This window comes from Acinetobacter sp. TTH0-4 (assembly GCF_015602665.1).
Classification (GTDB): Bacteria; Pseudomonadota; Gammaproteobacteria; order Pseudomonadales; family Moraxellaceae; genus Acinetobacter; species Acinetobacter albensis.
On the sequence record NZ_CP059079.1, the window covers coordinates 694,922 to 719,411 of the forward strand.

A 24,490-nucleotide genomic window follows, 5' to 3' on the forward strand; every position below is an offset into this window, starting at 1 on the left:
GTGTATTTGAAGGCCAATACATGCATTCTTTGTTAATAAATTAGGCCTGCCAGGAGTTATCCCCGCATGAGTGCCATTACTCCATACGAATGGGCAATTATTGCCTTCGTGATCGGCGTTACATTTCTTTGTGTTTTTATGCTCACTGTTCCTTTACTCCTTGGGGGTAAATCATGGGGCCGTGCAAAGCAAGAACAGTTTGAGTCAGGTGTGGTAGGTGCTGGTGGCGCACGTATCCGCTTGTCTGCTAAGTTCTATTTGGTTGCAATTTTCTTTGTCGTTTTCGATTTAGAAGCACTTTATCTATATGCATGGGCAACGTCTGTTCGTGAAGTGGGTTGGGTGGGTTTTGCAACAGCCGCTGTATTTATTTTAGTTTTACTCGTTGGCTTGATTTATGAACTTTCAACTGGCGCTCTAAATTGGGCACCTTCAGACCGTCGTAAAGCAGCAGGGATTAAACCTAAACTAGGCTCAGCGAATATGGATATTGCAGAGATTACTCGTTTTAACTCTATTGAAGAGTTGGTGATCGACCCTACTGGTCAGATACCTGCTCAATCTTCTGGTCGTGTGAAAGCAAAAACACCGGCTACATCATCTATTAAGGAGTAACTCGGGATGAAATATACATTAACCCGTGCGAATCCGAATGCTGATCAATATCCACTTCAAGAGCGTCAAATCGTAACCGATCCGCTTGAAGAAGAAGTGAATAAAAATGTATTCATGACTCGTTTAGAGGACGTGGTACATACAGCTGTAAACTGGGGCCGTAAAAATTCGGTATGGCCTTTTAACTTTGGTACATCATGCTGTTATGTGGAATATGCAACGACCTTGACAGGTGTGCACGACATGTCACGTTTTGGTGCTGAGGTTATTCGTGCGTCGCCACGTCAGGCCGATTTAATGATTGTCGCAGGGACTTGCTTTGTCAAAATGGCTCCTGTTATTCAGCGTTTATACGAGCAAATGTTAGAGCCTAAATGGGTGATCTCAATGGGTGCTTGTGCGAACTCGGGTGGTATGTATGACATTTATTCTGTGGTACAGGGTGTAGATAAAATCATTCCTGTTGATGTTTACATTCCAGGTTGTCCTCCACGTCCTGAGGCATTATTGCAAGCATTAATGTTACTCCAAGACCAAATTCAACTTGAGCGCCGACCACTTTCAGCGGTCATTGGTGATGATCTTCAGCCAGTATATAAGCCAAAGATGCAACCTGAACGTGACCGTAAAAATGCTGAACGTATTGCCGTGAAAAATTTACGCTCTATGGATGAAATTAAATAATTTTAACGATGAAATATTGATGCACCCGATTAGGGTGTAATTGTCGTTAAGGTTGACTGAATTTGTATTAAATAGGAAGCCAAGCCAATGGCTGAAACTGACATTGCTATGCCAGAGTCAACGCCTGTTGATTCACGCCCTGCATTTGCAATTGTAGAAGAACTCAAAACCAAATTTGGTGAGAACTTCTATGTGCAAGCGACTTTTGAAGACTTTCCGACAGTCTGGGTTGAGCGCGCACGTGTACAAGACGTTTTAATGTTCTTGCGGAAAGTCGCACGTCCATACGTGATGTTGTTTGACTTGTCTGCGGTAGATGAGCGTTTACGTACTCACCGTGACGGTTTACCTGCATCAGACTTTACTGTGTTTTATCACTTGTTATCGCTTGAGCGTAATAGTGATATTCGTATTAAAGTTGCGTTGAATGAGAGTGATCTCAATATTCAAACAGCAACCAATATTTGGCCAAATGCCAATTGGTACGAACGTGAAGCTTACGATATGTTCGGGATCAATTTTGATGGGCATCCAATGCTCCGTCGTATTTTGTTGCCAACATATTGGGAAGGTCACCCGCTACGTAAAGAATATTCTGCCCGTGCCACTGAATATACACCGTATATGCAGAATCAAGCGAAGCAAGATTTCGAGCAAGAACACCTACGTTTTGTGCCTGAAGATTGGGGACTGTCACGTGGTAATGCTGATGAAGATTTCATGTTCTTGAACTTGGGTCCGAACCATCCATCTGCACACGGTGCATTCCGTATCATTTTGCAGTTAGATGGCGAAGAAGTGAAAGACTGTGTGCCTGATATCGGTTATCACCATCGTGGTGTGGAAAAGATGGCTGAACGTCAAACGTGGCATTCATTCATTCCTTATACCGACCGTGTAGACTACTTGGGTGGTTGTGCGCAAAACATGCCTTATGTCATGGGTGTGGAGCAGATGGCGGGAATTACTGTGCCTGATCGCGCGCAGTGTATCCGTGTGATGATGTCTGAGTTATTCCGTATCAATAACCATTTATTATTTATTGGTACTGCGATTCAAGATGCGGGTGGTATGACCCCTGTATTCTATATGTTTGCCGACCGTCAAAAAATCTATGATGCAATCGAAGCGATTACTGGCTACCGTATGCATCCTGCGTGGTTCCGTATTGGCGGTACTGCACACGATCTTCCAAACAACTGGCAGCATCTCATTCGCGAAATCCTAGATTGGATGCCGAAGCGTATGAATGAATACTATACAGCTGCATTGAAAAACTCGGTGTTTGTTGGTCGTACCCGTAATGTGGCTCAGTACGATGCAAAATCTGCATTGGCTTGGGGTGTCACAGGTACAGGTTTACGTGCAACAGGCATTGATTTCGATGTTCGTAAATATCGTCCTTATAGTGGTTATGAAAATTACGAGTTTGAAGTACCTTTAGAGTATGAGGGCGATGCTTATGCTCGTGTGATGGTACATTTCAATGAAATTAATGAATCACTAAAGATTGTTAAGCAGTGTTTGGATAACATGCCTTCTGGTGCGTATAAAGCAGATCATCCTTTAGCTGTTCCACCGCCGAAAGACAAGACATTACAAGATATTGAAACTTTGATTACGCACTTCTTAAGCGTGTCATGGGGTCCTGTTATGCCTGCGGGTGAAGCATCTGTTATGGCGGAAGTGGTGAAAGGTGCGTCGAACTACTATTTGACTTCAGATAAGTCAACGATGAGTTATCGAACTCGTATTCGTACGCCAACCTTCACGCATTTACAGCAAATGCCTTCTGTGATTAATGGCAGCTTAATGTCTGACTTAATCATTTATTTGGCGACCATTGACGTGGTTATGGCTGACGTGGATCGCTAGGGGAAACGCATTATGATGATTTTGACTGATAAAAAGCCACGTGTGAATGTTGAAGGAATTTTGACTTCGGAAGAAATTCATGAAATTGAACATCACATGGGGCACTATCCGTACCCACGTGCAGCATCACTTGATGCGCTCAAAGGTGTACAACGCCGTAATGGTTGGGTAGATGATGCGCAAATGAATGCTATTGCGCAATTGCTGAGCATGAGCGTGGCAGATTTAGAAGGTGTTGCGACTTTCTATAATCGTATTTATCGTCAACCAGTAGGCCGTCATGTCATTTTACTTTGTGACTCTATTGCCTGCTTTTTGATGGGTGCAGAAACCTTAGCCGAAGCATTCCAGCGTGAATTGGGTGTTCAGTTTGGTCAAACCACTGCGGACGGTCGCTTTACTTTGCTACCGATTTGCTGTTTGGGCAACTGTGACAAAGGTCCAACCTTAATGATTGATGAAGATACTCACGGCTTAGTTGAAGTGACTTCAGTTAAACAGTTATTGGAGAAGTATGTATGAATACTGAACCAAAACCAATTTATGGCGACGGTAATCCGGAAACTCATCCACTCACTTGGCGCTTGAGCAAACAAGAACATGTGCGTAGTGCTGATGATTACGAAGCTCTAGAAGGTTATGCGGGTTTTAAAAAGGCGATTGAGCTAAAACCGGCTGAAGTACTTGATGTCATTAAAGCTGCCACAGTAAAAGGTCGTGGTGGTGCAGGTTTCCCCGCTGGGATTAAATGGTCATTGATGGCACCCAATGATGGTGGCCCTCGTTACCTGATCTGTAATGCCGATGAAATGGAACCGGGCACATTCAAAGACCGTTTGTTGATGGAAAAACTTCCACATCAATTGATCGAAGGTATGTTGATTGCAGCATATACCTTGGAAGCGACTCAAGGTTATATCTTCATCCGTGGTGAATACATTGAAGCGGCTGGTTACTTAAATGAGGCTTTAGAGCAAATTCGTGCCAAAGGCTACTTGGGTGAAAATATCCTCGGTACTGGCTGGAACTTTGAAATGCACGTGCACACTGGTGCGGGGCGTTATATTTGTGGTGAAGAAACTGCATTGATTAACTCGCTTGAAGGTCGTCGTGCAAATCCACGGACTAAACCACCATTCCCACAAGTTGCGGGTGCTTGGGGACGTCCGACGATTGTCAATAATGTCGAAACCTTTAATAACTTGCCTGCCATTATTTTGCGTGGCCCTGAATGGTATGTCGGTTTGTCTGCGGGCAAGTCTAAAGATCCAGGCACTAAAATTTATGGCGCATCAGGGAAAGTAAAATTTCCAGGTCTTTGGGAACTACCGTTTGGTACGACTGCACGTGAAGTGATTGAAGATCATGCGGGTGGTATGCGTGATGGCTTAACCCTTAAAGCGTGGTTACCAGGGGGCGCATCAACCGACTTTTTGGCGGCCGAACATATTGATTTGCCGATGGATGCTGAAAGTATCATGAAAGCAGGTTCACGTTTAGGCACATGTTTGCTGATGGTCGTAGATGAAACTCAATGCATGGTCTCTGCAACACGTAACTTAGAAGAGTTCTTTGCACGTGAATCATGCGGTTTCTGTACACCTTGCCGTGATGGCTTACCTTGGGCTGTAAAAGCACTCAAAGCACTTGAAACGGGTGAGGGGAAGATGGAAGACATTGAGCATCTCTCTGAACTTACCCGTAAATTGTGGATTGGTAAGACCTTCTGTGCTCACGCACCAGGTGCGATGGAGCCGTTGATGGGCGCACTCAAATATTTCCGTAGCGAGTTTGAAGCAAAAGTGACCAATAGTCCGCTTGCTGCTGCCCGCCACGCTGAACAAGTTTAAGGAATTCGACTATGGCTACAATTCATGTCGATGGCAAATCGTATGAAGTCAATGGCTCAGAGAACTTGCTACAAGCATGCTTATCTTTGGGTATTGATATTCCATACTTTTGTTGGCATCCGTCCTTAGGTTCAGTCGGTTCTTGCCGTCAATGTGCCGTGACTCAATATGCGAACCCAGAAGATACGCGTGGTCGCTTGGTCATGTCATGTATGACACCAGCATCTGACAATACCTTTATTTCGATTGAAGACAAAGAAGCAAAAGATTTTCGTGCATCGATTGTTGAATTTTTAATGACCAATCACCCACACGATTGTCCAGTGTGTGAAGAGGGTGGTCATTGTCATTTACAAGATATGACGGTGATGACACAACACGATCGTCGTCGCTATCGTTTCACTAAACGTACGCACTACAACCAAGAGCTAGGCTCATTCATTTCACATGAAATGAACCGTTGTATTGCATGTTACCGTTGTGTTCGTTACTACAACGACTATGCGGGTGGTACGGACTTTGGTGTGTATGCAAGCGCGTCACGTGTTTACTTTGGTCGTCCTGAGTCCGGTACTTTAGAGTCTGAATTTTCGGGTAACTTGACTGAAGTGTGTCCGACTGGTGTATTTACCGATAAAACGCATTCTGAACGTTACAACCGTAAATGGGACATGCAGTATGCGCCAAGCGTATGCCAAGGTTGTTCTTCAGGTTGTAATATCTCTCCGGGTGAACGTTATGGCGAGCTTCGCCGTGTCGAAAATCGCTTCAATGGTGACGTGAACCAATATTTCCTATGCGACAAAGGTCGTTTCGGTACAGGTTATGTGAACCGTGCAGATCGTCCACGCCAACCTCAATTCCGTGATGGCGTAAATGTGACTACAGTTTCTGTAGATCAAGCATTAGACACAGTGATTGAAAATATCCAAGGTAAAAAAGTCTTGGGTATTGGTTCACCACGTGCAAGTTTAGAGTCAAATTTTGCACTGCGTGAATTGGTGGGCCAAGAAAATTTCTCTACTGGTTTATCCCAAAAAGAGCAAAACTTGGTTGAGTTGGCTGCATCAATTATGCAAACCGAAGGTGTTTATAACCCTGGTATGCGTGAAATTGAAAGCTATGATGCCGTGTTGATTTTGGGTGAAGACCTAACACAAACTGCACCACGTATGGCTTTATCTGTTCGTCAGGCTTCAAAAAACAAAGCCAAAGAAATGGCAGCAGAACGTCGTACGCAAGAGTGGTTGGCTGAACCAGTTCAACGTATTGCACAGGATGAAAAATCTCCGATTTACATTTTGGCTGCAACACAAACCCGTTTAGCCGACGTTGCAACAGGTGAAGTGGTTGCTTCTCCAAATGATATTGCGCGTTTAGGCTTTGCAATTGCTGCTGCAGTTGCGGGTGAGTCTGTGACTGGTTTGGATGACGATGCTAAAGCATTTGCTCAGACTATTGCTGATACCTTAAAAGCAGCAAAAAAACCATTGATCATCTCGGGTACAAGCCTACAAGATCCAGCGATCATGGAGGCGGCAGCGCAAGTTGCTCAAAACTTGGGTTCACATGCAGGCTTGACTTTAACTGTGCCTGAAGTGAATTCGATGGGCTTAGCAATTTTCGGTGGTCAAAGTTTAGAGCAAGCATTTGCCCAAGATTATGATGCGATCATTGTCGTGGAAAATGACCTATATCGTCGTTTACCAACGGCTCAAGTTGATGCAGCATTGGCCAAAGCCAACGATATTATCGTGCTTGATCATTCTGAAACTGCAACTATTGCGAAAGCATCTATTGTACTTTCTGCGGCAAGTTTTGCTGAAGGTGATGGTACTGTCGTTTCTCAAGAGGGCCGTGCACAACGTTTCTATCAAGTTTACGACCCAAGCTATTACAAACCAGAATTAGCAATTAAAGAGTCATGGCGTTGGTTACATGCCCTTGAAACTGGTCTTAAAGGTAAAGCGATTTCATGGACATTGTTAGATGACGTGGTTGAAGCTGTTGCCAAGAATGTTCCAGCATTGGAAGGCATTCAAGATGTTGCACCAGATGCAGGTTTCCGTGTACATGGTCTAAAAGTTGCACGTGAGCCACGTCGTTATTCAGGTCGTACTGCAATGCGTGCGCCATTATCTGTCCATGAGCCAAAACAACCGATTGATTTAGATTCTGCATTAACGTTCTCGATGGAAGGTTATGTGGGAGCTGAAACACCAGCGGCATTGGTTCCATTTGCATGGTCTGCAGGTTGGAATTCACCACAAGCTTGGAATAAATTCCAAGACAAGGTGGGTGGTCATTTAAAAGGTGGTGATTCTGGCGTTCGTTTATTCGATCGTTTAGCAAAACGTGCTGCACGTACTTTCGTTGCACCTACGCCCGTTGTTGCACATGCAGAAAGTTTCCGTTTAGTACCGATGCATCACATTTTTGCTTCAGGTGAATTTACGGTGAAAACACCAGCAATGGAATCTCGTATTCCAAATGCAATGTTTACTGTCGGTGAGCAAGATGCTGCGCGTTTAAATGTGCAAGATGGCCAAAAAATTACTGTGCAAGCAGGTGAAGCCACTATTAGTCTTCCGGTGCAAGTGATTGAATATTTACCCGCAGGTTATATTGGTTATCCAATTGGTTTAGCACCAACAGTATCTTTGGCAGAACCTGTTTCAGTCGCGGTAGGAGTGTAATTCATGGAACAAGAATTAATACGTCAAACACCGCTTTGGGCTGAAAACTGGCCAATTGCTTATTCAGTGATTCAAGCGATTGTCATTTTACTGGTGGTGGTGCTGGTTGCTGCATTGATGTCATTCATCGAGCGTCGTTTACTGGCATTGTGGCAAGACCGTTATGGTCCAAACCGCGTTGGCCCTGGAGGAATGTTCCAAATTGTTGCCGACATGCTGAAAATCATGTTTAAAGAAGATTGGACACCGAAATTTGCGGACAAACTGACCTTCCGTTTAGCACCTGCAGTGGCGATGGCAACTGCAGTGCTATCATTCATGGTGATTCCTGTTAGCCCAACACTCGGTGTTGCGGACATGAGCATTGGCTTATTGTTCTTTATGGCAATGGCGGGTATTGCAGTGTATGCCGTACTGTTTGGTGGTTGGGCATCGAATAACAAATATGCGTTATTAGGTGGTCTACGTTCTGCTGCGCAAACGATTTCTTATGAAGTGTTTTTGGGTATTTCACTGATGGGTGTGGTCGCAATTGCGGGTTCATTCAATATGCGTGAAATTGTTGAAGCACAACGTGATGTTTGGTTCGTTATTCCACAATTCTTAGGTTTCCTCATCTTTATTGTGGCGGGGGTTGCAGTTACGCATCGTCATCCATTTGACCAACCTGAAGCCGAACAAGAGTTAGCTGAAGGCTATCATGTTGAATATGGCGGTATGAAATGGGGGATGTTCTTCGTTGCAGAATATGTCAACGTGGTTCTTATCTCTGCATTGATCGTGACTTTATTCTTTGGTGGCTGGCTTGCGCCGTTCAACTTAGAAATTCCGTTTATTCCACCTGTATTCTGGTTCATTATTAAAACAGCATTCTTTGTAATGATGTTTGTCTTGGCTCGTGGCTCATTAATGCGTCCACGTTATGACCAAGTGATGAACTTTGGTTGGAAAATTTGTTTGCCATTGGCGTTGGTCAACTTGCTAGTGACTGGTGCTGTGATTCTGATGAATCAGGCCTAGGACAGCAGGGAGTACAAAATGTATAAAATTCTAGCTGGATTCGGGTCAATTGTACGTTCATTGTGGATGGTTTTTTCACATGTGACACGTAAACGTGACACCATTTTATATCCAGAAGTGCCAGCTGAACAGATTGTTCCGCCGCGTTTCCGTGGTCGTATTGTTTTAACGCGTGACCCTGACGGCGAAGAGCGTTGTGTGGCCTGTAACCTATGTGCGGTTGCATGTCCAGTGGGCTGTATCTCACTGCAAAAAGCAGAAAAAGAAGATGGTCGCTGGTATCCGGAGTTTTTCCGTATCAATTTCTCGCGTTGTATTTTCTGCGGTATGTGTGAAGAAGCATGTCCAACGACTGCAATTCAGATGACACCTGATTTTGAGTTAGGTGAATATGTTCGTCAAGATTTGGTCTATGAGAAAGAAAACTTACTCATTTCAGGTCCTGGTAAATATCCTGACTATAACTTCTACCGTGTAGCGGGTATGGCTGTTACAGGTAAAGATAAAGGTCAAGCACAACGTGAAAGTGCACCTGTAGATGTACGGAGCTTATTACCATGATGTGGCCATTTTATTTGATGGCACTTGTGGCCATTGTCTCGACGGTTCGTGTTGTTACTAATGCGAATCCTGTACATGCTTTACTGAGTTTAATCGTGTCATTGCTTGCTGTAGCAGGTATGTTCATGATTGTGGGTGCTCCATTTGCGGGTGCATTAGAAATTATTGTCTATGCTGGCGCCATTATGGTGTTGTTCGTATTCGTGGTCATGATGCTGAACTTGGGTCAACATACGGTTGAACAAGAACGTAAGTGGCTCACTTCATCTGCATGGGCCTATCCCGCACTCATGAGTTTTCTCATGGGTTTGGTATTGATCTGGATGTTAAGTTCAGATTACACCACTGCAGGACCTGTCATGGGCACTGAAGTGATTGGACCTAAAGTAGTCGGTCAAGCGCTCTTTACTCACTATTTATTATTGGTTGAAATTGCCGCGATGTTATTGCTTGCAGCCTTGGTTGCAGCATTCCATTTGGGCAAGCGTGAACCAAGTGCAGAAAAGGAAAAAGAATAATGGGCAACATCCCTTTAGAACATGGTTTGATCGTTGCGACCATTCTTTTTGCACTCGGTTTTTACGGTGTAATGGTGCGACGCAATTTACTTTTTATGTTAATGAGCCTTGAAGTGATGATGAACGCAGCTGCACTTGCGTTTGTTTTAGCAGGTAGTGCATGGTTACAACCGGATGGACAAATTATGTTCATTCTGATTTTAACACTTGCGGCTGCTGAGGCATGTATTGGTCTTGCGATCGTCCTTCAGTTCTACCATCGCTTCCATCATTTGGATGTAGATGCTGCTAGTGAGATGCGCGGATGAGTTATTTATATTTAACAGTATTGTTTCCGCTCATTGGTTTTGTCCTATTGGCGGCGGGGCGTAACAAGCTTCCGGAAAAGATTGCAGCGATTATTGGTGTAGGTTCAGTCGGTCTTTCAGCATTATTTGCATTAATTGCTGGTCTCAGTTTTGTCGCCAATGGCTCAGTGGCTCAAGTTCAACATTTATGGACTTGGTTCAATGTGGGTGGATTTGCACCCGGTATGAGCTTACATTTAGATGGTCTATCATTACTGATGATGGGCATGGTCACAGGTGTGGGTTTCCTGATCCACATTTTTGCATCATGGTACATGCGTGGTGAAGAAGATTTTGCGCGTTTTTTCTCTTATTTCAACTTGTTTGTGGCCAGCATGTTGTTGTTGGTCTTGGGCGATAACTTGGCGTTATTGTTCCTCGGTTGGGAAGGCGTAGGTCTATGTTCATACTTGTTGATTGGTTATTACTACGAAAAACCTGAAAATGGTTTTGCAGCAATCAAAGCATTTACGGTAACGCGTGTCGGTGATGTTTTCTTACTCATCGCATTGTTCTTGCTTTATCAACAATTTGGTACTTTGCATATTGGAACAATCGTTGCCAATGCACCACAGGTATTAGCCGGTGATCATTCACTGGCAATCTGGACATCTTTAATGCTGTTCTTGGGTGCCGCGGGTAAATCTGCACAAATTCCATTACAAACTTGGCTTGCTGATGCGATGGCAGGTCCTACACCTGTTTCTGCACTTATTCATGCTGCGACCATGGTCACTGCAGGTATTTACCTGTGCTGCCGTATGTTCTCTGTGTTTGAAATGACCCCTGAAGTGATGATGTTCATCTCGATCACGGGTGCGGTCACATTAATTGTGGCTGGTTTTGCTGCCTTGGTTCAAACAGACATCAAACGTATTTTGGCTTACTCCACCATGAGTCAGCTGGGTTATATGTTTATGGCAGTGGGTGCTGAAGCTTATCAAGCAGGTTTATTCCACATGCTTTCTCACGCATTCTTCAAGGCATTATTATTCTTGTCTTCTGGTGCGGTGATTATGGCTTACCACCACGAACAAAACATCTTTAAAATGGGTGGTTTGTTTAAACATAACAAATTCTTATTTGCTTGCTTTGCCATCGGTGGCGGTGCATTGGCTGCAATCCCATTCATCACTATTGGTTTCTTCTCGAAAGATGCGATTTTAGGTGCAGTTTGGGCGCAAGGTCATATTGCCAACCTTCCTGTATATAACAGTTTATATTGGGTTGGTGTTGCTGGTGCGTTCTTAACCTCTATTTATACTTTCCGTTTAATCTGGGTAGTATTTTTTGGTAAAGAAAATACACCGTATCATGAGATTAAAGGCGCAACTTATTGGGCACCGTTGGGTATTTTAGCGGTACTTTCAACTGGTTTAGCTTACTTCTTAAAAGCGCCTGTAGAAGCAATTCTTAATTCTGCGAAAATTCCAGCATTTATTATTCCTGAAGCACTTGAAGCAGGGGTACACAGCGCTGAGCATACCGCAGTCGGTATTGCGCTTGCTGGTCTTGTAGTGGGTGTGATTTTATTTGCATTTGCATATGGTGCAGTAAAAACTTTTGCTCAAAGTTCATTGGGTGCAGGTCTTGCAAATATCTGTCGTAATGCATTTGGTTTTGATGCCTTGTATAACATCGTATTTGTGAAGCCATATTTACTGATTACGAAAATTATCGGTCGTGACCCAATTGATGGCTTATGGTTGGTGCTTCCTGCGATTGTGAAAAGTGGTCACAGCTTCACAAGCGCGCGCCAAACAGGTTCATTGCGTGAATACGCATCTAGTATGTCACTTGGTGTCGTAGTATTACTGATGATCTTGATCGTGATTCAGGTCGTGGGGAAATAAGATGGAAATCACAAACAACTGGATTTTACCCGCACTGATTCTTGTACCATTCATTGCAGGTTTTATTTGTTGGTTAGTCGACAAGTTCGATGACAAAATGCCGCGTTATATTGCCTTATTCGGCATGCTTATAACGCTAGGTTTAACGGTTGTCCTTTGGCAATCGGGAACCTATCACTATGAAATGGGCGCTAAAGTTCCGACTTGGTCTGCCGAATTCATGTTGCCTTGGATTCAAACTCTGGGTATTAACATTCACTTGGCAGTGGATGGTTTATCTTTACTGATGGTGGGTTTAACTGCATTACTGGGTGTGATTGCAGTAGGCTGTTCATGGGGCGAGATTCAAAAGAACGTTGGCTTCTTCCATTTGAACCTTTTATGGTCTTTGGGTGGGGTGATCGGTGTATTCCTTGCAATTGATTTGTTCTTGTTCTTCTTCTTCTGGGAGATGATGCTGGTTCCAATCTATTTCTTGATTGCACTTTGGGGCCATAAAGGCGCAGATGGTAAATCTCGTGTTTATGCAGCGACTAAGTTCTTTATTTATACTCAAGTTGCGGGTTTAATCATGCTCATTGGTATTTTGGGCTTGGTGATTTACGGTTACATGATGACAGGGATGATCGGATTCGATTATAACTATCTATTAGGTGTCGCAAATACACTCGATGCGCAATTACCGTCAGTGGCTTATGCCTTAATGCTGTGTATGTTTATCGGTTTTGCTGTAAAACTTCCTGTATTTCCATTACATGGTTGGTTACCCGATGCACATGCTCAAGCACCAACAGCGGGTTCTGTCGACTTAGCAGGTATTTTAATTAAGACTGCTGCATACGGTTTACTTCGTTTTGTGATTCCGTTCTTTCCAGCCGCATCTGCACAGTTTGCTGACATTGCCATCATTTTAGGCTTAATTGGTGTTTTCTACGGTGCTTGGTGTGCTTTCCAACAAACCGATATGAAACGCTTATTGGCTTACACCTCTATTTCGCATATGGGCTTTGTATTGCTTGCACTTTACGCGGGTAATATTTTAACGTTCCAAGGCTTAATGATTATGATGTTGGCACATGGTTTATCCTCTGCTGCATTGTTCATTATGTGTGGTCAAGTGTATGAGCGTTTACATACACGTGACTTACGAAAAATGGGTGGTATTCGAGGTCAATTCCAATACCTGTCATTCTTCCTCATGTTCTTTGTTGCTGCATTGGTCGGTATTCCGGGCTTAGGTAACTTTATCGGTGAATTCCTGATTTTAATGGGTTCATTCGGTCAGTTCCCAACCTTTACCATTTTGGCTGCAATCAGTTTAGTGATGGCAGGTCTTTATGGCTTAATTCTGATTCATAAAGCTTTATTTGGTACGCCGAATGAAGAGCAGAAACAGCACTATACTCTTCCGCTTAAAGATTTGAATGCGCGTGAAATTACGATCTTATTGATTTGTGCGTTTGGTCTACTGTGGCTCGGGATTTATCCACAAAGCTTTCTTGATATTTCAAACTCAAGTATGGCGTGGTTAGCCAATAGCTATATTCCAGTTCAAGACGTTGTCGATGTGACTCAACAAGTCATATCACAACAAAATGTGGAGATCCAATAAGCCATGAACTTCACAATATCATTTTCTGAGCTAATGCCTTTGGCTCCTGTGATGATCGTGGCTTTAACTGCGATCGTGGTGATGATTCTCGTTGCCATTAAACGAAATCATAATTTAATTGCGACAGCATCTGTGGTGGGTTTAAACCTTGCCGCAGCATATATTTTAATCGCCATGTTCGGTGGGTCATTTGTACCTGCGAATGTGATGGGTATGTTTATGGTTGATCCATTTAGCATGCTCTATCAGTTGGTGATTATTGTTGCTGCACTGGCATGTTGTACCTTGTCGCATGCGTATATCGAAAGCTATCAAGATAACCGTGAAGAACTTTACATTTTAATGTTATGTTCGGTTGCGGGTGCAATGCTCATGGTTTCAAGCTCTCATTATGCATCTTTCTTCATTAGCCTTGAGTTGATGTCGATTCCGATCTATGGTTTGTTAGCGTATACCCATCAGCGTTCACAATCTTTAGAAGCCGGTATTAAATATCTGGTTCTATCAGCAACAGCTTCGGCAATGTTGTTGATGGGCATGGCCTATATTTATGCATATACAGGTTCTTTGTCTTTCTATGACAATGTTCAAGCTTTAATGCAAGCGATTCAACAACCGATGGTGATTTTAGGTTTAGGCCTGATCATTTTTGCGGTTGCGTTTAAATTGTCTCTTGCGCCATTTCATAAATGGACACCAGATGTTTATGCTGGAGCTCCAGCCCCTATTGCAACTTTCCTTGCGACTGTGGCAAAAGTAGCGACCATTGGTTTATTTGTTCGTTATCTCTTAACTTCAGGTGCAATTTTAGTCGAATCAATCGTAACGATTATTACGATTATTGCGGTGCTTTCGATTTTAGTCGGTAACTTCCTTGCTGTGCGTCAAGTGAACCTAAAACGTATTTTGGGTTATTCATCGATTGCACACTTTGGTTATTTGTTGATTGGTTTAGTCAGCATGACTTTTGCAAGTCTGGGTAGCGTATCGGTATATGTGATTACCTATGTATTGACCACGATTGGTGCGTTTGGTGCAGTTGCGCTGATGTCTAGTCCATATAATAATGTGGATGAAGCACAAAGCTTGGCAGATTACCGTGGTTTATTCTGGCGTCGTCCAGTATTAACGGCCACTTTAACTGTAATGATGTTGTCTTTGGCAGGTATTCCATTGACCGCAGGATTTATTGGTAAATTCCTGATTGTGATGGCGGCAGTTACAACGCATCACTGGTTCCTTGCTGCCATGATTGTGGTCGGTTCAGGTATTGGTTTGTACTATTACTTGCGTGTTATGGTGGTGATGTATATGACACCGCCAGATACACCACGTATTGATGCCGATAAACACTGGGGCCAAAAAGTCGGTGGTTTGATGGTATTGGCTGCTGCGTTGGCTGTATTAGTCATAGGTGTCTATCCTGACCCTGTGATTAAAATGGCACTTCAAGCCGAGATTTTATCGCCACTGCATTTCATGCTCTCACAACAGTAATCTAAAAAAACGATTATTTTTTAATAAAAAGCCTCCTGAGATAGGGGGCTTTTTGTTTATATAGCGCGTAAAAACCACTTATAATAAGCAAAATTTTATTTCATCTTTTAGGTGCTCTCCCTTGGCTATTCATGAAATCCGACATCCACTTATTCGACATAAACTGGGTCTACTGCGCCGTGCAGATATTAGTACCAAAAACTTTCGTGAACTTTCACAAGAAGTGACGATGCTTTTAACCTACGAAGCGACCAAAGATTTACCTGTGATTGATCATGAAATTAATGGTTGGAATGGTAAAGTCACCACGCAGCGCATTGCAGGTAAAAAAATCACAGTTGTACCTATTTTAAGAGCAGGTATTGGCATGTTGGATGGTTTTTTAAATCTGATTCCAAGTGCGAAAGTATCTGTTTTGGGTTTAGAACGTGACGAGGAAACCTTAGAAGCACGTACGTATTATAAAAAATTGGTTCCTGATGTACAAAACCGTATTGCTATGATTATCGATCCAATGTTGGCAACGGGTTCATCTCTTGTCGCAGCGATTGATGTTCTAAAAGAAAGTGGCTGTAAAGATATTCGAGTCATGGTTTTAGTGGCGGCACCAGAAGGGATTAAGCGCGTAGAAGCGTTACATCCAGATGTGACTATTTTTACCGCTTCGATTGATGACGGTTTAAATGCGCAGGGTTATATCGTACCGGGCTTAGGTGATGCGGGTGATAAAATTTTTGGTTCTGTGCAAAAAGACTAATTTTTGAACTTGATCAAAAGGGAGGCTTTAAAGCCTCTTTTTTTATATACTGTACACATGGCGTTTTGAGAATAAGGCAGCAGCATGAAAGATGAATTTCAACAGGGCAAAATTAAACAGTATGACCCTGCAAAAGGTTTCGGTTTTATCGGTACAATGGATGGAGATATATTTTTCCACATTTCAGACTTCCCTGCCGCAGAAGGTGAACCTAAACGCAATGAGCGTGTAAAATTCTTGGTAGTTGAGAATGGAGAAAAGTTTAAGGCCGTACGTATAGAACGTGTTGAAGACACTTCTGCAAAAGCAAAAAAAGCAAAAGTTTCGACACATAATAAATCGATTACTACATCATTATTATCTAATTTTAGACGCTGATTGTGGTAACGCATATAGGATTACATTTTAATTTAGAATGAAATTTTATACGTATAAAAGAGCGCCTAAATGGCGTTTTTTTATTATAATTCTATGTATAAGACTGAAATAATAAGAGAGCGTTATGTTTGTTGAGGGGGAAATTAAAAGTTATATCACAGCGCGTGGTTTTGGTTTTATTTCAATTCAAGGTGAAGCAAAAGATCTATTTTTTCATATTCATGATTTTCCAAATGCACATATTGCACCTAAAATTGGGGAGAAGCTGAGATTTTCTATTGTTGAAGATCATGGCAAATTAAAAGCAGATCAGATTGTTCGATTAGATTTGAAAGAAGAGATAAAAGAATCAAATTACGATGTGAAGAAAAATCTATCTAATCAACAGGCTTCGCCAAGGTTTAGAGAAAAAAGGAGTCGCATATCTTATCTATTCACCGTGATTGGATTATTGCTAATCCTAGTATTGTCAGTAGTGGTGTATAACAAATATCAGGCTTATAGGCAGACTCAGTTATTAAAAGCACAGCAATTGATGCATGAACAAGCACAGATAGTGAAACAACAGCGGCAAGCTTTGGGTAATTTACCGGATCATGTGCTGTCTAAAGAAGGTAAAGCGCATTTAGAGAATAGATCCAATCAATCTGTTGCAGTAAAAGGAAGTCCTATTACAGAAAAGGAGTACCCTCAAGTATCGGTATCAGCATTTAAGTGTGACGGGCGTACGCATTGTTCACAAATGCGTTCTTATGACGAAGCAGTATTCTTTTTAAGACACTGTCTTGGAACTCAAATGGACGGTAATCATGATGGTGAACCTTGTGAACGTCAATTCAGACGCTAAAAAAATGCGCTGTTTAAGCGCATTTTAATTTGATGATTTATTTTTTTTCACAGAATTGAATAAAAGCTTTTAAACCCGGACCTTGATACTTTTGTCGGTGGACTAGCATAAATAAAGGACGGGCCAATTGCCAAAAAGGCGTATCAATAATCACCAAATGTCCTTTTTCAATTAAAGGTTCAATAGCTAGTCTCGAAATACATGACATTCCAATACCGCCAGCCACAATTTTCAAAATCGCTTCATTATGACCGAGGGTCAAACGAATATTGGCATCAGGTAAATCTTTTAAAATAGCATGGTCAAAAACTTCACGTGTTCCTGAACCTTCTTCGCGTAAAATCCATTCCACCTGATCGAAATCTGCTGCTGTTACATTGCGGCCCAATTGTGCGAGAGGATGGGTAGGTGCGCAACAGACGGCAAGTTCATCATCACGCCAAGGAATACATTGTAATTGGGGTAAATGACAAGAACCTTCAATCAAGGCAAGATCAAGTTGGAACTGGTTGACGGCTTCAATCATTTGGCGAGTGTTGCCAACTTGAAGCTGTAGATGCGCTTGTGGTTGAATTTGTAAAAACTCTGCCATCAGGTCAGGCATCAGGTAATCACTAATCGTTAGTGTTGCGCCAAGTCTTAAGTCAATACTTTGTAACTCACCTTTTGCAGCTTGTTCGAAAGCATCACAACGTCCCAGAATTTCTAAAGCTTGTGGTAATAAAAATCGTCCTAAGTCATTGAGTTGTAATCGTTTACCTAAGCGGTCAAAGAGGGGAGCGCCCAAACCATCTTCTAAGTCGGCTAGAGCCATACTGGCTGCGCTTTGGGTGAGCTTTACGGCATCACTGGCTTTGGTTACTGTGCCTTCTTGAGCGACTGCTACAAAAACAGCCAACTGGCGTAAAGTCATGCGCATGAATAGTGCCTTAACATTTAAAAATTATTAATAAATTATGTGGTCATGCTACCATGAGCATAGTCTTTCATGCCACGTTGAAATCATGTCAAGTGAAAAATTTAGTTTAGAAAAAGTTTTATCTGTACACCGCTGGACCAATACCTTATTCAGTTTTACCATGACCCGACCTGCACATTTTAAATTTACCGCAGGCCAGTTTGCCCGTATTGGACTTAAAGTCGGCGATGAACTGGTGGTTAGAGCCTATTCAGTGGTGTCCTCACCTTTTGATGAAACTTTGGAATTTTTTTCAATTGTGGTTCCCGATGGCGCATTTACTTCAAATTTGCAACATTTACAAATTGGCGATGAACTCTATTTAGAAAAAATACCTTATGGCTTTTTAACGTTGGCACGTTATCAGTTACCCTTGCCTCAAGATTTATGGTTACTGGCAACGGGAACAGGCTTAGCACCTTTTATTTCAATGCTACAAGACTTTGAAACATGGTCTAAATATAAACATATTTATTTGGTCTACAGTGTTCGAACGGTTTCAGAGCTTGCGTATGTCGAACGTATTCAAGACATTGCTCAAACTTTTGGGGAAGGACACTCAGGCTTTAAATTTATCCCAATTGTTACCCGCGACCCTCATTCTGCCTTACATGAACGTTTGCCTGTATTGATTGAAAATGGTGAATTAGAACAAGCGACTGGTCTACAATTTAACACTGAAACCAGTCATATTATGCTGTGTGGAAATCCACAAATGGTCGAGGACACCAAAGAAGCATTAAAAGCACGCGGTTTAAAAATGAATCGTCGAGGTGAAGGGAATATCGCAGTAGAAAATTATTGGTAAAATTAACGAAAAAATAGGCAAATTAAACTTTTTAAAACTTAAGGTAAAAGGAAAGGTATTCTTTCCTTTTAATGGACAAACATATCGATATATTCACGAATTTCTTGAATAGCGGTTTCAACATCACTGGTGAGCCACGTCGGTTCAAACAAACCTGAATAATGTTCCAAACGATCTTGCGGTACTACTAGACGAATTGGACATTCCTCTTCTAATAAACGCCAAGGAATAATAGGAACTTCATTGTCTAAGAAAGGTGCAATATTTCGAATATCAATCACCATGGCATTGATGCACTCAGGGAAGGGCATGACTGAAAATTCTTCAGTACGACGTCGAAAATATTCTAAATCACCCCATTTCAGCACATAACTTGGTTTATTAAATTCAATAATACCAATGAGATGTTCATCGCGTGTGGAATGTAAACAACATTGATGAGTCACGTCTGTGTCCAGATCAAGCGTTACAGATTGTTGACGATACGCCATAAACTTAAGCAGCAGGAAAAACAAGGTGCACAATTATAGCTCATTTTAGAGTTTTCAGCACTTAAAGCTGGATTAAGCTTTAATGAGGTAAAAGGGTAATTTAACATTATCTGGAAAAAGATGCGGTGATGAATGATCATCTGAATAAGAATTTAGTTTGAAAAAGTATAGGAAAAGTTTACATGTTTTCACCATGTTGCTATGCATTTATACACAATGCTGTCAGTGCATTTGCTACAGTTTATAAGTCAATATACTTATTTAGAAATTAGAGGGGATATAAACATGACACATGATTTTAATAAACTACCTCATGTCACCAGTGCAGAAGAAAAGAATCAAAAGAAACGTTTACCTGTTTATATTTTAATTTTGGTGGGTGTTTTCTTACTCGCGTTACTGGCGTACATGTTTGCAGACCCTAAACCTGATGTTAAAGATGCACCTCCCGGCCATCCTAATCCATCAGCTCAACCCGCAACTCCAAATAACAGCACGACTGCAATTCCAGAAAATGAAGCCGTGGCAACGGGTGTGGATACCGCTACAGAAGCAAATGAAAGTGATGCGATTAAAGATGCAGCTGACAATGTTGGCGTAGGCCGTTCAGCCAATTAATCATCTTATAAAATGATACCTCAAGCCCCGATCTGAAAAGATGAGGGCTTTGTGCAATCTGATGTGCGCTTTTGTTGTATTTATGCTGATTTGTCTTGAATAAGAAACATACTAAATCTAAGGTTGTGCATAACATAATCGAGAATTTAGGTCACTTCACATAACAGTGCGACTATTACGCACGCTACAGAACTTCAATAAGTAATAACGAAAGGAAATGACAATATGAATGAATATTTTTCTGGAGGCCCTAGAGGCGGCGAATTTGATGCCATGTATTACTGGAATCAATTTCATCCTATTTTATCTGCTATTGCTATTTTACTGATTGGTTGGATTGTTGCCCTCATACTTGCGGCAGCGGTTAAAAAAGTTTTACAAAAATTAGGCACAAATCAAAAACTCTCAAGTACAACAGGGCATCGTTCCAATGTTGAAAGTATTCTTTCACGTGTCATTTTCTGGTTAGTCATGATTGTTGCCTTGGTTGGAGCATTAAATGTTTTAAATCTCACCAGCGTGAGTGGACCTTTTAGTAATATGCTCCAGCAATTCTTATTGTTTATTCCACAGCTTTTAGCTGCGATTGTAGTCGGTTTTATTGGTTGGATTGTCGCAAATTTGGTCAAAGTTGGACTGCAAAAACTGCTTGATCGAACACAATTAGATGAAAAATTAAGTGCAGATGTTGGTGTAAGTCCAATTAGCCAGAATATCAGTGATATTGTTTATTGGTTGATTTTACTTCTATTTTTGCCAATTGTACTTTCGATTTTAGGTTTAAACGGATTATTATTCCCAATACAAAATATGTTGAATGATGTCGTTTCATTCTTACCTAATATTTTCATTGCAGGTGTTATTGTTTTTGTTGGTTATATTCTGGCAAAAATTGTACGTGGTATTGTTGAAGGATTAATTCGTAGTTTAAATTTACAACAACAAGCGCAAAAAATTGGCTTATTTAAAAGTTCTAATTTACCGCAAGTACTTGGTTCGTTTATTTTTGCCATTATTATTATTACCTCTTTAATTATTGCATTTGAAGCTTTAGGCATAGACGCAATTTCACAACCCGCGACTGCGATGTTGTATGAAATTATGAATGCGATTCCACATATTATAGCAGCAGGCCTAATTTTAATTTTGGCTTATGTCGTATCACGTTTTGTGGCCAATTTGGTGGTTGAGGTTGTTGCTGGTACAGGTGTGGATGAAATTCCTGCCAAACTTGATGTACAACGCTTTTTAGGAACCACCAAAGTTTCATGTATTGTCGGTTATCTGATTGTTTTCTTCACCATGTTATTTGCAGTGTCAGAAGCAGCAAACCGTCTTGGATTTGAGCAAGTCAGTGGATTGATTTCGATGTTTATCCATTTTGGTGCCAATATATTATTGGGCGCTGTAATTTTCATGGTGGGTTTCTGGTTAGCCAATTTGGTTGCAAATGTGATTGGTCGCGGTGAATACAACAGTTCACGTTGGTTGGCCAATTTAGTTCGTATCCTGATTATGGGCTTAGTGGTCGCTATGGGCTTACGTGCTATGGGTATCGCCGATTCAATTGTTAACCTTGCTTTCGGTTTAACGCTAGGTGCAGTTGCAGTTGCTTTTGCAATAGCCTTCGGTCTAGGTGGTCGTCAGCCTGCTGAACGAGTATTGACCAATTTAATTGATAAAGCTAAAGAAAAGGCGAAAGAACCGAATCCACATCATGAGCCATCTGTACAGCAAGATATTGCACCTTTGACAGAGCAAGTCGATTCAAGTGTTATTACCGATGAGTATCACCATATTGATACGCTTCCAACTGAAGTAGATGTCGATCCTGCACATAAACCATTCAATAATCCGTATGGTTCTACAGGTGAAGCGGAAAAAGATATTGATATTCGTCCTCAGGATGACCTCAAATAACCTGTAATTTTAACCGAAGATCGATCACACTGAGTTGGTCGATCTTTTTTTTGATATAAAATAGGTGAATATAATGGCAAAAAAACAACCCAATAAGTTTTTAGCTCCTATTGTGATTGCTGGCATTACTGCAGGATTTTTTATTAGTGCCTATAAGTTTGTGTTTGGTAAATCCAAGCAAAAAAATGAAGCTGAACCTCATGATTCTTTAACAGATCAAGCGCCTGTAGATGAAAGTTCAAAACATTAAATGTTCTTAAATATATTCTGTTTATAGTCATGTAAAGGCTTTGTTTTAAAAATATAGCGCTGTGGTTTCAAGGCGGGTAGATTTTAAGGAAATGTCAAATAGCATGGCCTGTTTTAAAAAATGACGAGGGCGAATTACATCTTGTAGACGCCCTATGTGGAGTTAGAATCTAGGCATTCTATTACTGTTGATAATTAAACATAGTGTGAAGCAGCATGTGCCGATGCCCATGCCCATTGAAAGTTAAATCCGCCTAGATGTCCGGAAACATCGAGTATTTCACCAATAAAATATAAACCTTGTTGCTTTTTACTTTCCATGGTTTTTGACGATACTTCAGTGGTATCAACACCGCCTAAGGTCACTTCTGCTGTACGATAACCTTCAGTTCCTGAAGGTTTTACTTCAAAATGATGTAAACGTTGTGCAATGTGTTCAAGCTTTTCATCGCTTAAATTACCGATCGCTATATCGGCAAATTCCGCCCAAACGAGGGTCTGTAATTCTAAAACTACACTTTTAGGTAAATATTCAGTGAGTAAAGTACGTAACAGCACTTTGGGTTGACTGTTTTTTTTTGCTTTTAATAAATCAATGAGATCAAGAGAAGGCAGAAAATTAATATTAAAACGCTCGCCGACTTGCCAATAATTGGAAAGTTGCAATGAACTTGGGCCACTTAAACCTCGATGTGTAAACAGCAAAGCTTCAGTAAAGCTATTTAAATCATTGGATAAAGTCGCATCTACGGCATTGCCACTTAAACGAGTGGTGACTTCTTTAAATTGATCTGAAAAAGTAAAAGGCACTAGGCCTGCGCGCGTTGGATAAATATGATGTCCAAACTGTTTGGCAATTTCATATCCAATTCCTGACCCGCCCAATGTTGGAATAGATAAGCCACCTGTTGCGACCACGACAGATTCTGATTGGAAATCACCCATCGAAGTGGACACTTGAAAATTTGAATCATCTAGAGTGCTGACATTCTTGACTTCACAACTGGTCTTAATATCAACTAAGCCTGTTTTCTCACATTCAGCCAAGAGCATCGCCAAAATTTCTTTGGCACCATTTAAGGTAAAAAGCTGGCCATGTTTACGTTCTTCATACTCTATGCCGTGTTCGCCCACTAAACCAATAAAATCCCAATTGGTATAACGCGTTAAAGCGGAAATGACAAAATGGGGATTATGAGAAATAAAGTTTTCAGGTTCGACATACAGGTTGGTGAAATTACATTTTCCACCACCAGACATGAGAATTTTTTTACCGACCTTATTGGCTTTTTCCATGACCAAAACTTTACGCCCACGTTGGGCTGCCATATATGCCAACATCAAACCTGATGCACCTGCACCTAAAACAATGACATCATACTGATTTGTAGACATGGACAAACTCATGGGAGATAAAAGCAGGGCATTATAGACAATTTTACACTCAATTTCAGGTTTGATCTCTGTGATTTGTACGGCCTTGTAATCCGCCTGTATGTATGACCAAAATACGTGAACCGTACGGAAAATAATGATGTTGAATCAAATCCAATATGCCCTTCATCATTTTAGCGGTATACACTTGTTCAAGGGGTATAGCATGCTCTATTTCAAAAGACTGCATAAATTTTAAGAGCTCGGGTGTGGTTTTTGCATAACCTGCACCGCAATAAGCATCGGTCAGTTGCCAGTTTGTTTTCTGCGTCCATTTATGGATATCACGTTTTAAAAAATCGCCTTTTAAGGCAGAAAATCCCAAAATCGTTTGCTGTGCTGAACTGGCTTCAATGAGCCCAGAAATTGTGCCGCCTGTGCCAACTGCACAGCAAATCACATCATAATTTTGTACATCTTCATGAGAGAGTATTTCTTTGCACCCTTGGATCGCAAGTGCATTGGTTCCACCTTCAGGAATAATAAAATATTCAGGAAATTGTTGTGTTAACGTTGTTAGATACTCAGGTTGATCTCTTTGCCGATATTTTTCACGAGATACAAAATGCAGTTGCATCCCCAATTCAGCTGCAAGGTTGAGCGTGTGATTGAGTGGCTGATGAGCAAGTTCTTCACCGCGAATGATTCCAACACTTTCAATTCCCAATAAATGAGCCGCATAAGCGGTGGCAGCAATATGATTGGAATAAGCCCCCCCGAAAGTCAGGACTTGCTTTAAACCTAGATGGTGTGCTGCACTGAAATTGTATTTTAATTTAAAAAATTTATTGCCTGAAATATAGGGATGAATCTGGTCTAAGCGTTTAACTGTCACTGTAAGTTGAGCACTAAGATTCAACTTTTGATAAGTCACAGATTGTGCAATTTGGTCAAAGATGGCT

24 protein-coding genes are annotated in these 24,490 nt (G+C 41.5%); 20 read left to right on the forward strand and 4 right to left on the reverse strand.

What is annotated here, in order from left to right; translation table 11 throughout:
* The first annotated feature begins 66 nt into the window (after nucleotides 1–66).
* The 16 genes from ndhC to H0S58_RS03285 all read left to right on the forward strand — a co-directional run bounded on the left by ndhC (nucleotide 67) and on the right by H0S58_RS03285 (nucleotide 17,110).
* Nucleotides 67–615, forward strand: coding sequence for an NADH-quinone oxidoreductase subunit A (gene ndhC / locus H0S58_RS03210; RefSeq protein WP_092717431.1), 549 nt, complete (start codon nucleotides 67–69; stop codon nucleotides 613–615).
* A 6-nt stretch (nucleotides 616–621) separates the two neighbouring features.
* Nucleotides 622–1,299, forward strand: a complete 678-nt coding sequence (locus H0S58_RS03215; RefSeq protein ID WP_053578573.1) for a NuoB/complex I 20 kDa subunit family protein — start codon at nucleotides 622–624, stop codon at nucleotides 1,297–1,299.
* 87 nt (nucleotides 1,300–1,386) lie between these two features.
* A complete protein-coding gene (gene nuoC / locus H0S58_RS03220) occupies nucleotides 1,387–3,174 on the forward strand; it encodes an NADH-quinone oxidoreductase subunit C/D (protein WP_195727129.1) in 1,788 nt (595 codons plus the stop codon).
* A gap of 12 nt (nucleotides 3,175–3,186) precedes the next feature.
* Nucleotides 3,187–3,696, forward strand: a complete 510-nt coding sequence (gene nuoE / locus H0S58_RS03225) for an NADH-quinone oxidoreductase subunit NuoE (protein ID WP_195727130.1) — start codon at nucleotides 3,187–3,189, stop codon at nucleotides 3,694–3,696.
* Nucleotides 3,693–5,024, forward strand: a complete 1,332-nt coding sequence (gene nuoF, locus H0S58_RS03230; protein WP_053578570.1) for an NADH-quinone oxidoreductase subunit NuoF — start codon at nucleotides 3,693–3,695, stop codon at nucleotides 5,022–5,024. Before nuoE ends, nuoF begins: the two co-directional genes overlap by 4 nt.
* An 11-nt stretch (nucleotides 5,025–5,035) precedes the next feature.
* Nucleotides 5,036–7,720 (forward strand): NADH-quinone oxidoreductase subunit NuoG, encoded by a 2,685-nt coding sequence (gene nuoG / locus H0S58_RS03235; protein ID WP_195727131.1) that lies wholly within the window; start codon nucleotides 5,036–5,038, stop codon nucleotides 7,718–7,720.
* A 3-nt stretch (nucleotides 7,721–7,723) separates the two neighbouring features.
* Complete coding sequence (gene nuoH / locus H0S58_RS03240) at nucleotides 7,724–8,740, forward strand: NADH-quinone oxidoreductase subunit NuoH (RefSeq protein WP_053578568.1); 1,017 nt, start codon at nucleotides 7,724–7,726, stop codon at nucleotides 8,738–8,740.
* A gap of 18 nt (nucleotides 8,741–8,758) precedes the next feature.
* Nucleotides 8,759–9,301, forward strand: a complete 543-nt coding sequence (gene nuoI, locus H0S58_RS03245; protein ID WP_053578567.1) for an NADH-quinone oxidoreductase subunit NuoI — start codon at nucleotides 8,759–8,761, stop codon at nucleotides 9,299–9,301.
* On the forward strand, nucleotides 9,301–9,819 hold the full coding sequence (gene nuoJ / locus H0S58_RS03250; protein WP_171256841.1) for an NADH-quinone oxidoreductase subunit J: 519 nt from the start codon (nucleotides 9,301–9,303) through the stop codon (nucleotides 9,817–9,819). The genes nuoI and nuoJ overlap by 1 nt, the downstream gene beginning before the upstream one ends.
* Entirely contained in the window at nucleotides 9,819–10,127 is a 309-nt protein-coding gene (gene nuoK / locus H0S58_RS03255) for an NADH-quinone oxidoreductase subunit NuoK (protein ID WP_067726428.1), read from the forward strand. The genes nuoJ and nuoK overlap by 1 nt, the downstream gene beginning before the upstream one ends.
* On the forward strand, nucleotides 10,124–12,019 hold the full coding sequence (gene nuoL / locus H0S58_RS03260; RefSeq protein ID WP_195727132.1) for an NADH-quinone oxidoreductase subunit L: 1,896 nt from the start codon (nucleotides 10,124–10,126) through the stop codon (nucleotides 12,017–12,019). Before nuoK ends, nuoL begins: the two co-directional genes overlap by 4 nt.
* A 7-nt stretch (nucleotides 12,020–12,026) precedes the next feature.
* Complete coding sequence (gene nuoM / locus H0S58_RS03265) at nucleotides 12,027–13,631, forward strand: NADH-quinone oxidoreductase subunit M (protein WP_171250347.1); 1,605 nt, start codon at nucleotides 12,027–12,029, stop codon at nucleotides 13,629–13,631.
* A gap of 3 nt (nucleotides 13,632–13,634) precedes the next feature.
* Nucleotides 13,635–15,128, forward strand: a complete 1,494-nt coding sequence (gene nuoN, locus H0S58_RS03270; RefSeq protein ID WP_053578562.1) for an NADH-quinone oxidoreductase subunit NuoN — start codon at nucleotides 13,635–13,637, stop codon at nucleotides 15,126–15,128.
* 121 nt (nucleotides 15,129–15,249) lie between these two features.
* A complete protein-coding gene (gene upp, locus H0S58_RS03275) occupies nucleotides 15,250–15,885 on the forward strand; it encodes a uracil phosphoribosyltransferase (protein ID WP_053578561.1) in 636 nt (211 codons plus the stop codon).
* Nucleotides 15,886–15,969: 84 nt separating this feature from the next.
* Nucleotides 15,970–16,263, forward strand: coding sequence for a cold shock domain-containing protein (locus tag H0S58_RS03280; protein WP_053578560.1), 294 nt, complete (start codon nucleotides 15,970–15,972; stop codon nucleotides 16,261–16,263).
* Between the two features lie 124 nt (nucleotides 16,264–16,387).
* Nucleotides 16,388–17,110, forward strand: a complete 723-nt coding sequence (locus tag H0S58_RS03285) for a cold shock domain-containing protein (protein WP_195727133.1) — start codon at nucleotides 16,388–16,390, stop codon at nucleotides 17,108–17,110.
* 37 nt (nucleotides 17,111–17,147) lie between these two features.
* On the opposite strand, the gene gigC is transcribed toward H0S58_RS03285, so the two are convergent.
* Nucleotides 17,148–18,029 (reverse strand): LysR family transcriptional regulator GigC, encoded by an 882-nt coding sequence (gigC, locus tag H0S58_RS03290; protein ID WP_195727134.1) that lies wholly within the window; start codon nucleotides 18,027–18,029, stop codon nucleotides 17,148–17,150.
* Nucleotides 18,030–18,114: 85 nt separating this feature from the next.
* Here gigC and H0S58_RS03295 point away from each other — a divergent pair, with 85 nt between their 5' ends.
* Nucleotides 18,115–18,876: a ferredoxin--NADP reductase gene (locus tag H0S58_RS03295; protein ID WP_092717411.1), complete on the forward strand. Its 762-nt coding sequence runs from the start codon at nucleotides 18,115–18,117 to the stop codon at nucleotides 18,874–18,876.
* 68 nt (nucleotides 18,877–18,944) lie between these two features.
* Here H0S58_RS03295 and H0S58_RS03300 read toward each other — a convergent pair whose 3' ends face one another.
* Nucleotides 18,945–19,367, reverse strand: a complete 423-nt coding sequence (locus tag H0S58_RS03300) for a hypothetical protein (RefSeq protein ID WP_053578556.1) — start codon at nucleotides 19,365–19,367, stop codon at nucleotides 18,945–18,947.
* Between the two features lie 285 nt (nucleotides 19,368–19,652).
* Here H0S58_RS03300 and H0S58_RS03305 point away from each other — a divergent pair, with 285 nt between their 5' ends.
* The 3 genes from H0S58_RS03305 (at nucleotide 19,653) to H0S58_RS03315 (ending at nucleotide 22,155) form a co-directional block, all read left to right on the forward strand.
* Nucleotides 19,653–19,985, forward strand: a complete 333-nt coding sequence (locus H0S58_RS03305) for a hypothetical protein (protein WP_195727135.1) — start codon at nucleotides 19,653–19,655, stop codon at nucleotides 19,983–19,985.
* A 225-nt stretch (nucleotides 19,986–20,210) separates the two neighbouring features.
* Nucleotides 20,211–21,905, forward strand: a complete 1,695-nt coding sequence (locus tag H0S58_RS03310; protein ID WP_195727136.1) for a mechanosensitive ion channel — start codon at nucleotides 20,211–20,213, stop codon at nucleotides 21,903–21,905.
* Between the two features lie 73 nt (nucleotides 21,906–21,978).
* On the forward strand, nucleotides 21,979–22,155 hold the full coding sequence (locus tag H0S58_RS03315) for a hypothetical protein (RefSeq protein WP_171256837.1): 177 nt from the start codon (nucleotides 21,979–21,981) through the stop codon (nucleotides 22,153–22,155).
* Between the two features lie 194 nt (nucleotides 22,156–22,349).
* Here the strand turns inward: H0S58_RS03315 and H0S58_RS03320 are convergent, their stop codons facing one another.
* Both H0S58_RS03320 and H0S58_RS03325 read right to left on the reverse strand, forming a co-directional pair.
* Complete coding sequence (locus H0S58_RS03320) at nucleotides 22,350–23,549, reverse strand: NAD(P)/FAD-dependent oxidoreductase (RefSeq protein ID WP_195727137.1); 1,200 nt, start codon at nucleotides 23,547–23,549, stop codon at nucleotides 22,350–22,352.
* 55 nt (nucleotides 23,550–23,604) lie between these two features.
* The gene (locus tag H0S58_RS03325; RefSeq protein WP_195727553.1) at nucleotides 23,605–24,486 is read right to left on the reverse strand and encodes a 1-aminocyclopropane-1-carboxylate deaminase/D-cysteine desulfhydrase; all 882 of its coding nucleotides are present in this window, start codon (nucleotides 24,484–24,486) and stop codon (nucleotides 23,605–23,607) included.
* Nucleotides 24,487–24,490: the final 4 nt, after the last annotated feature.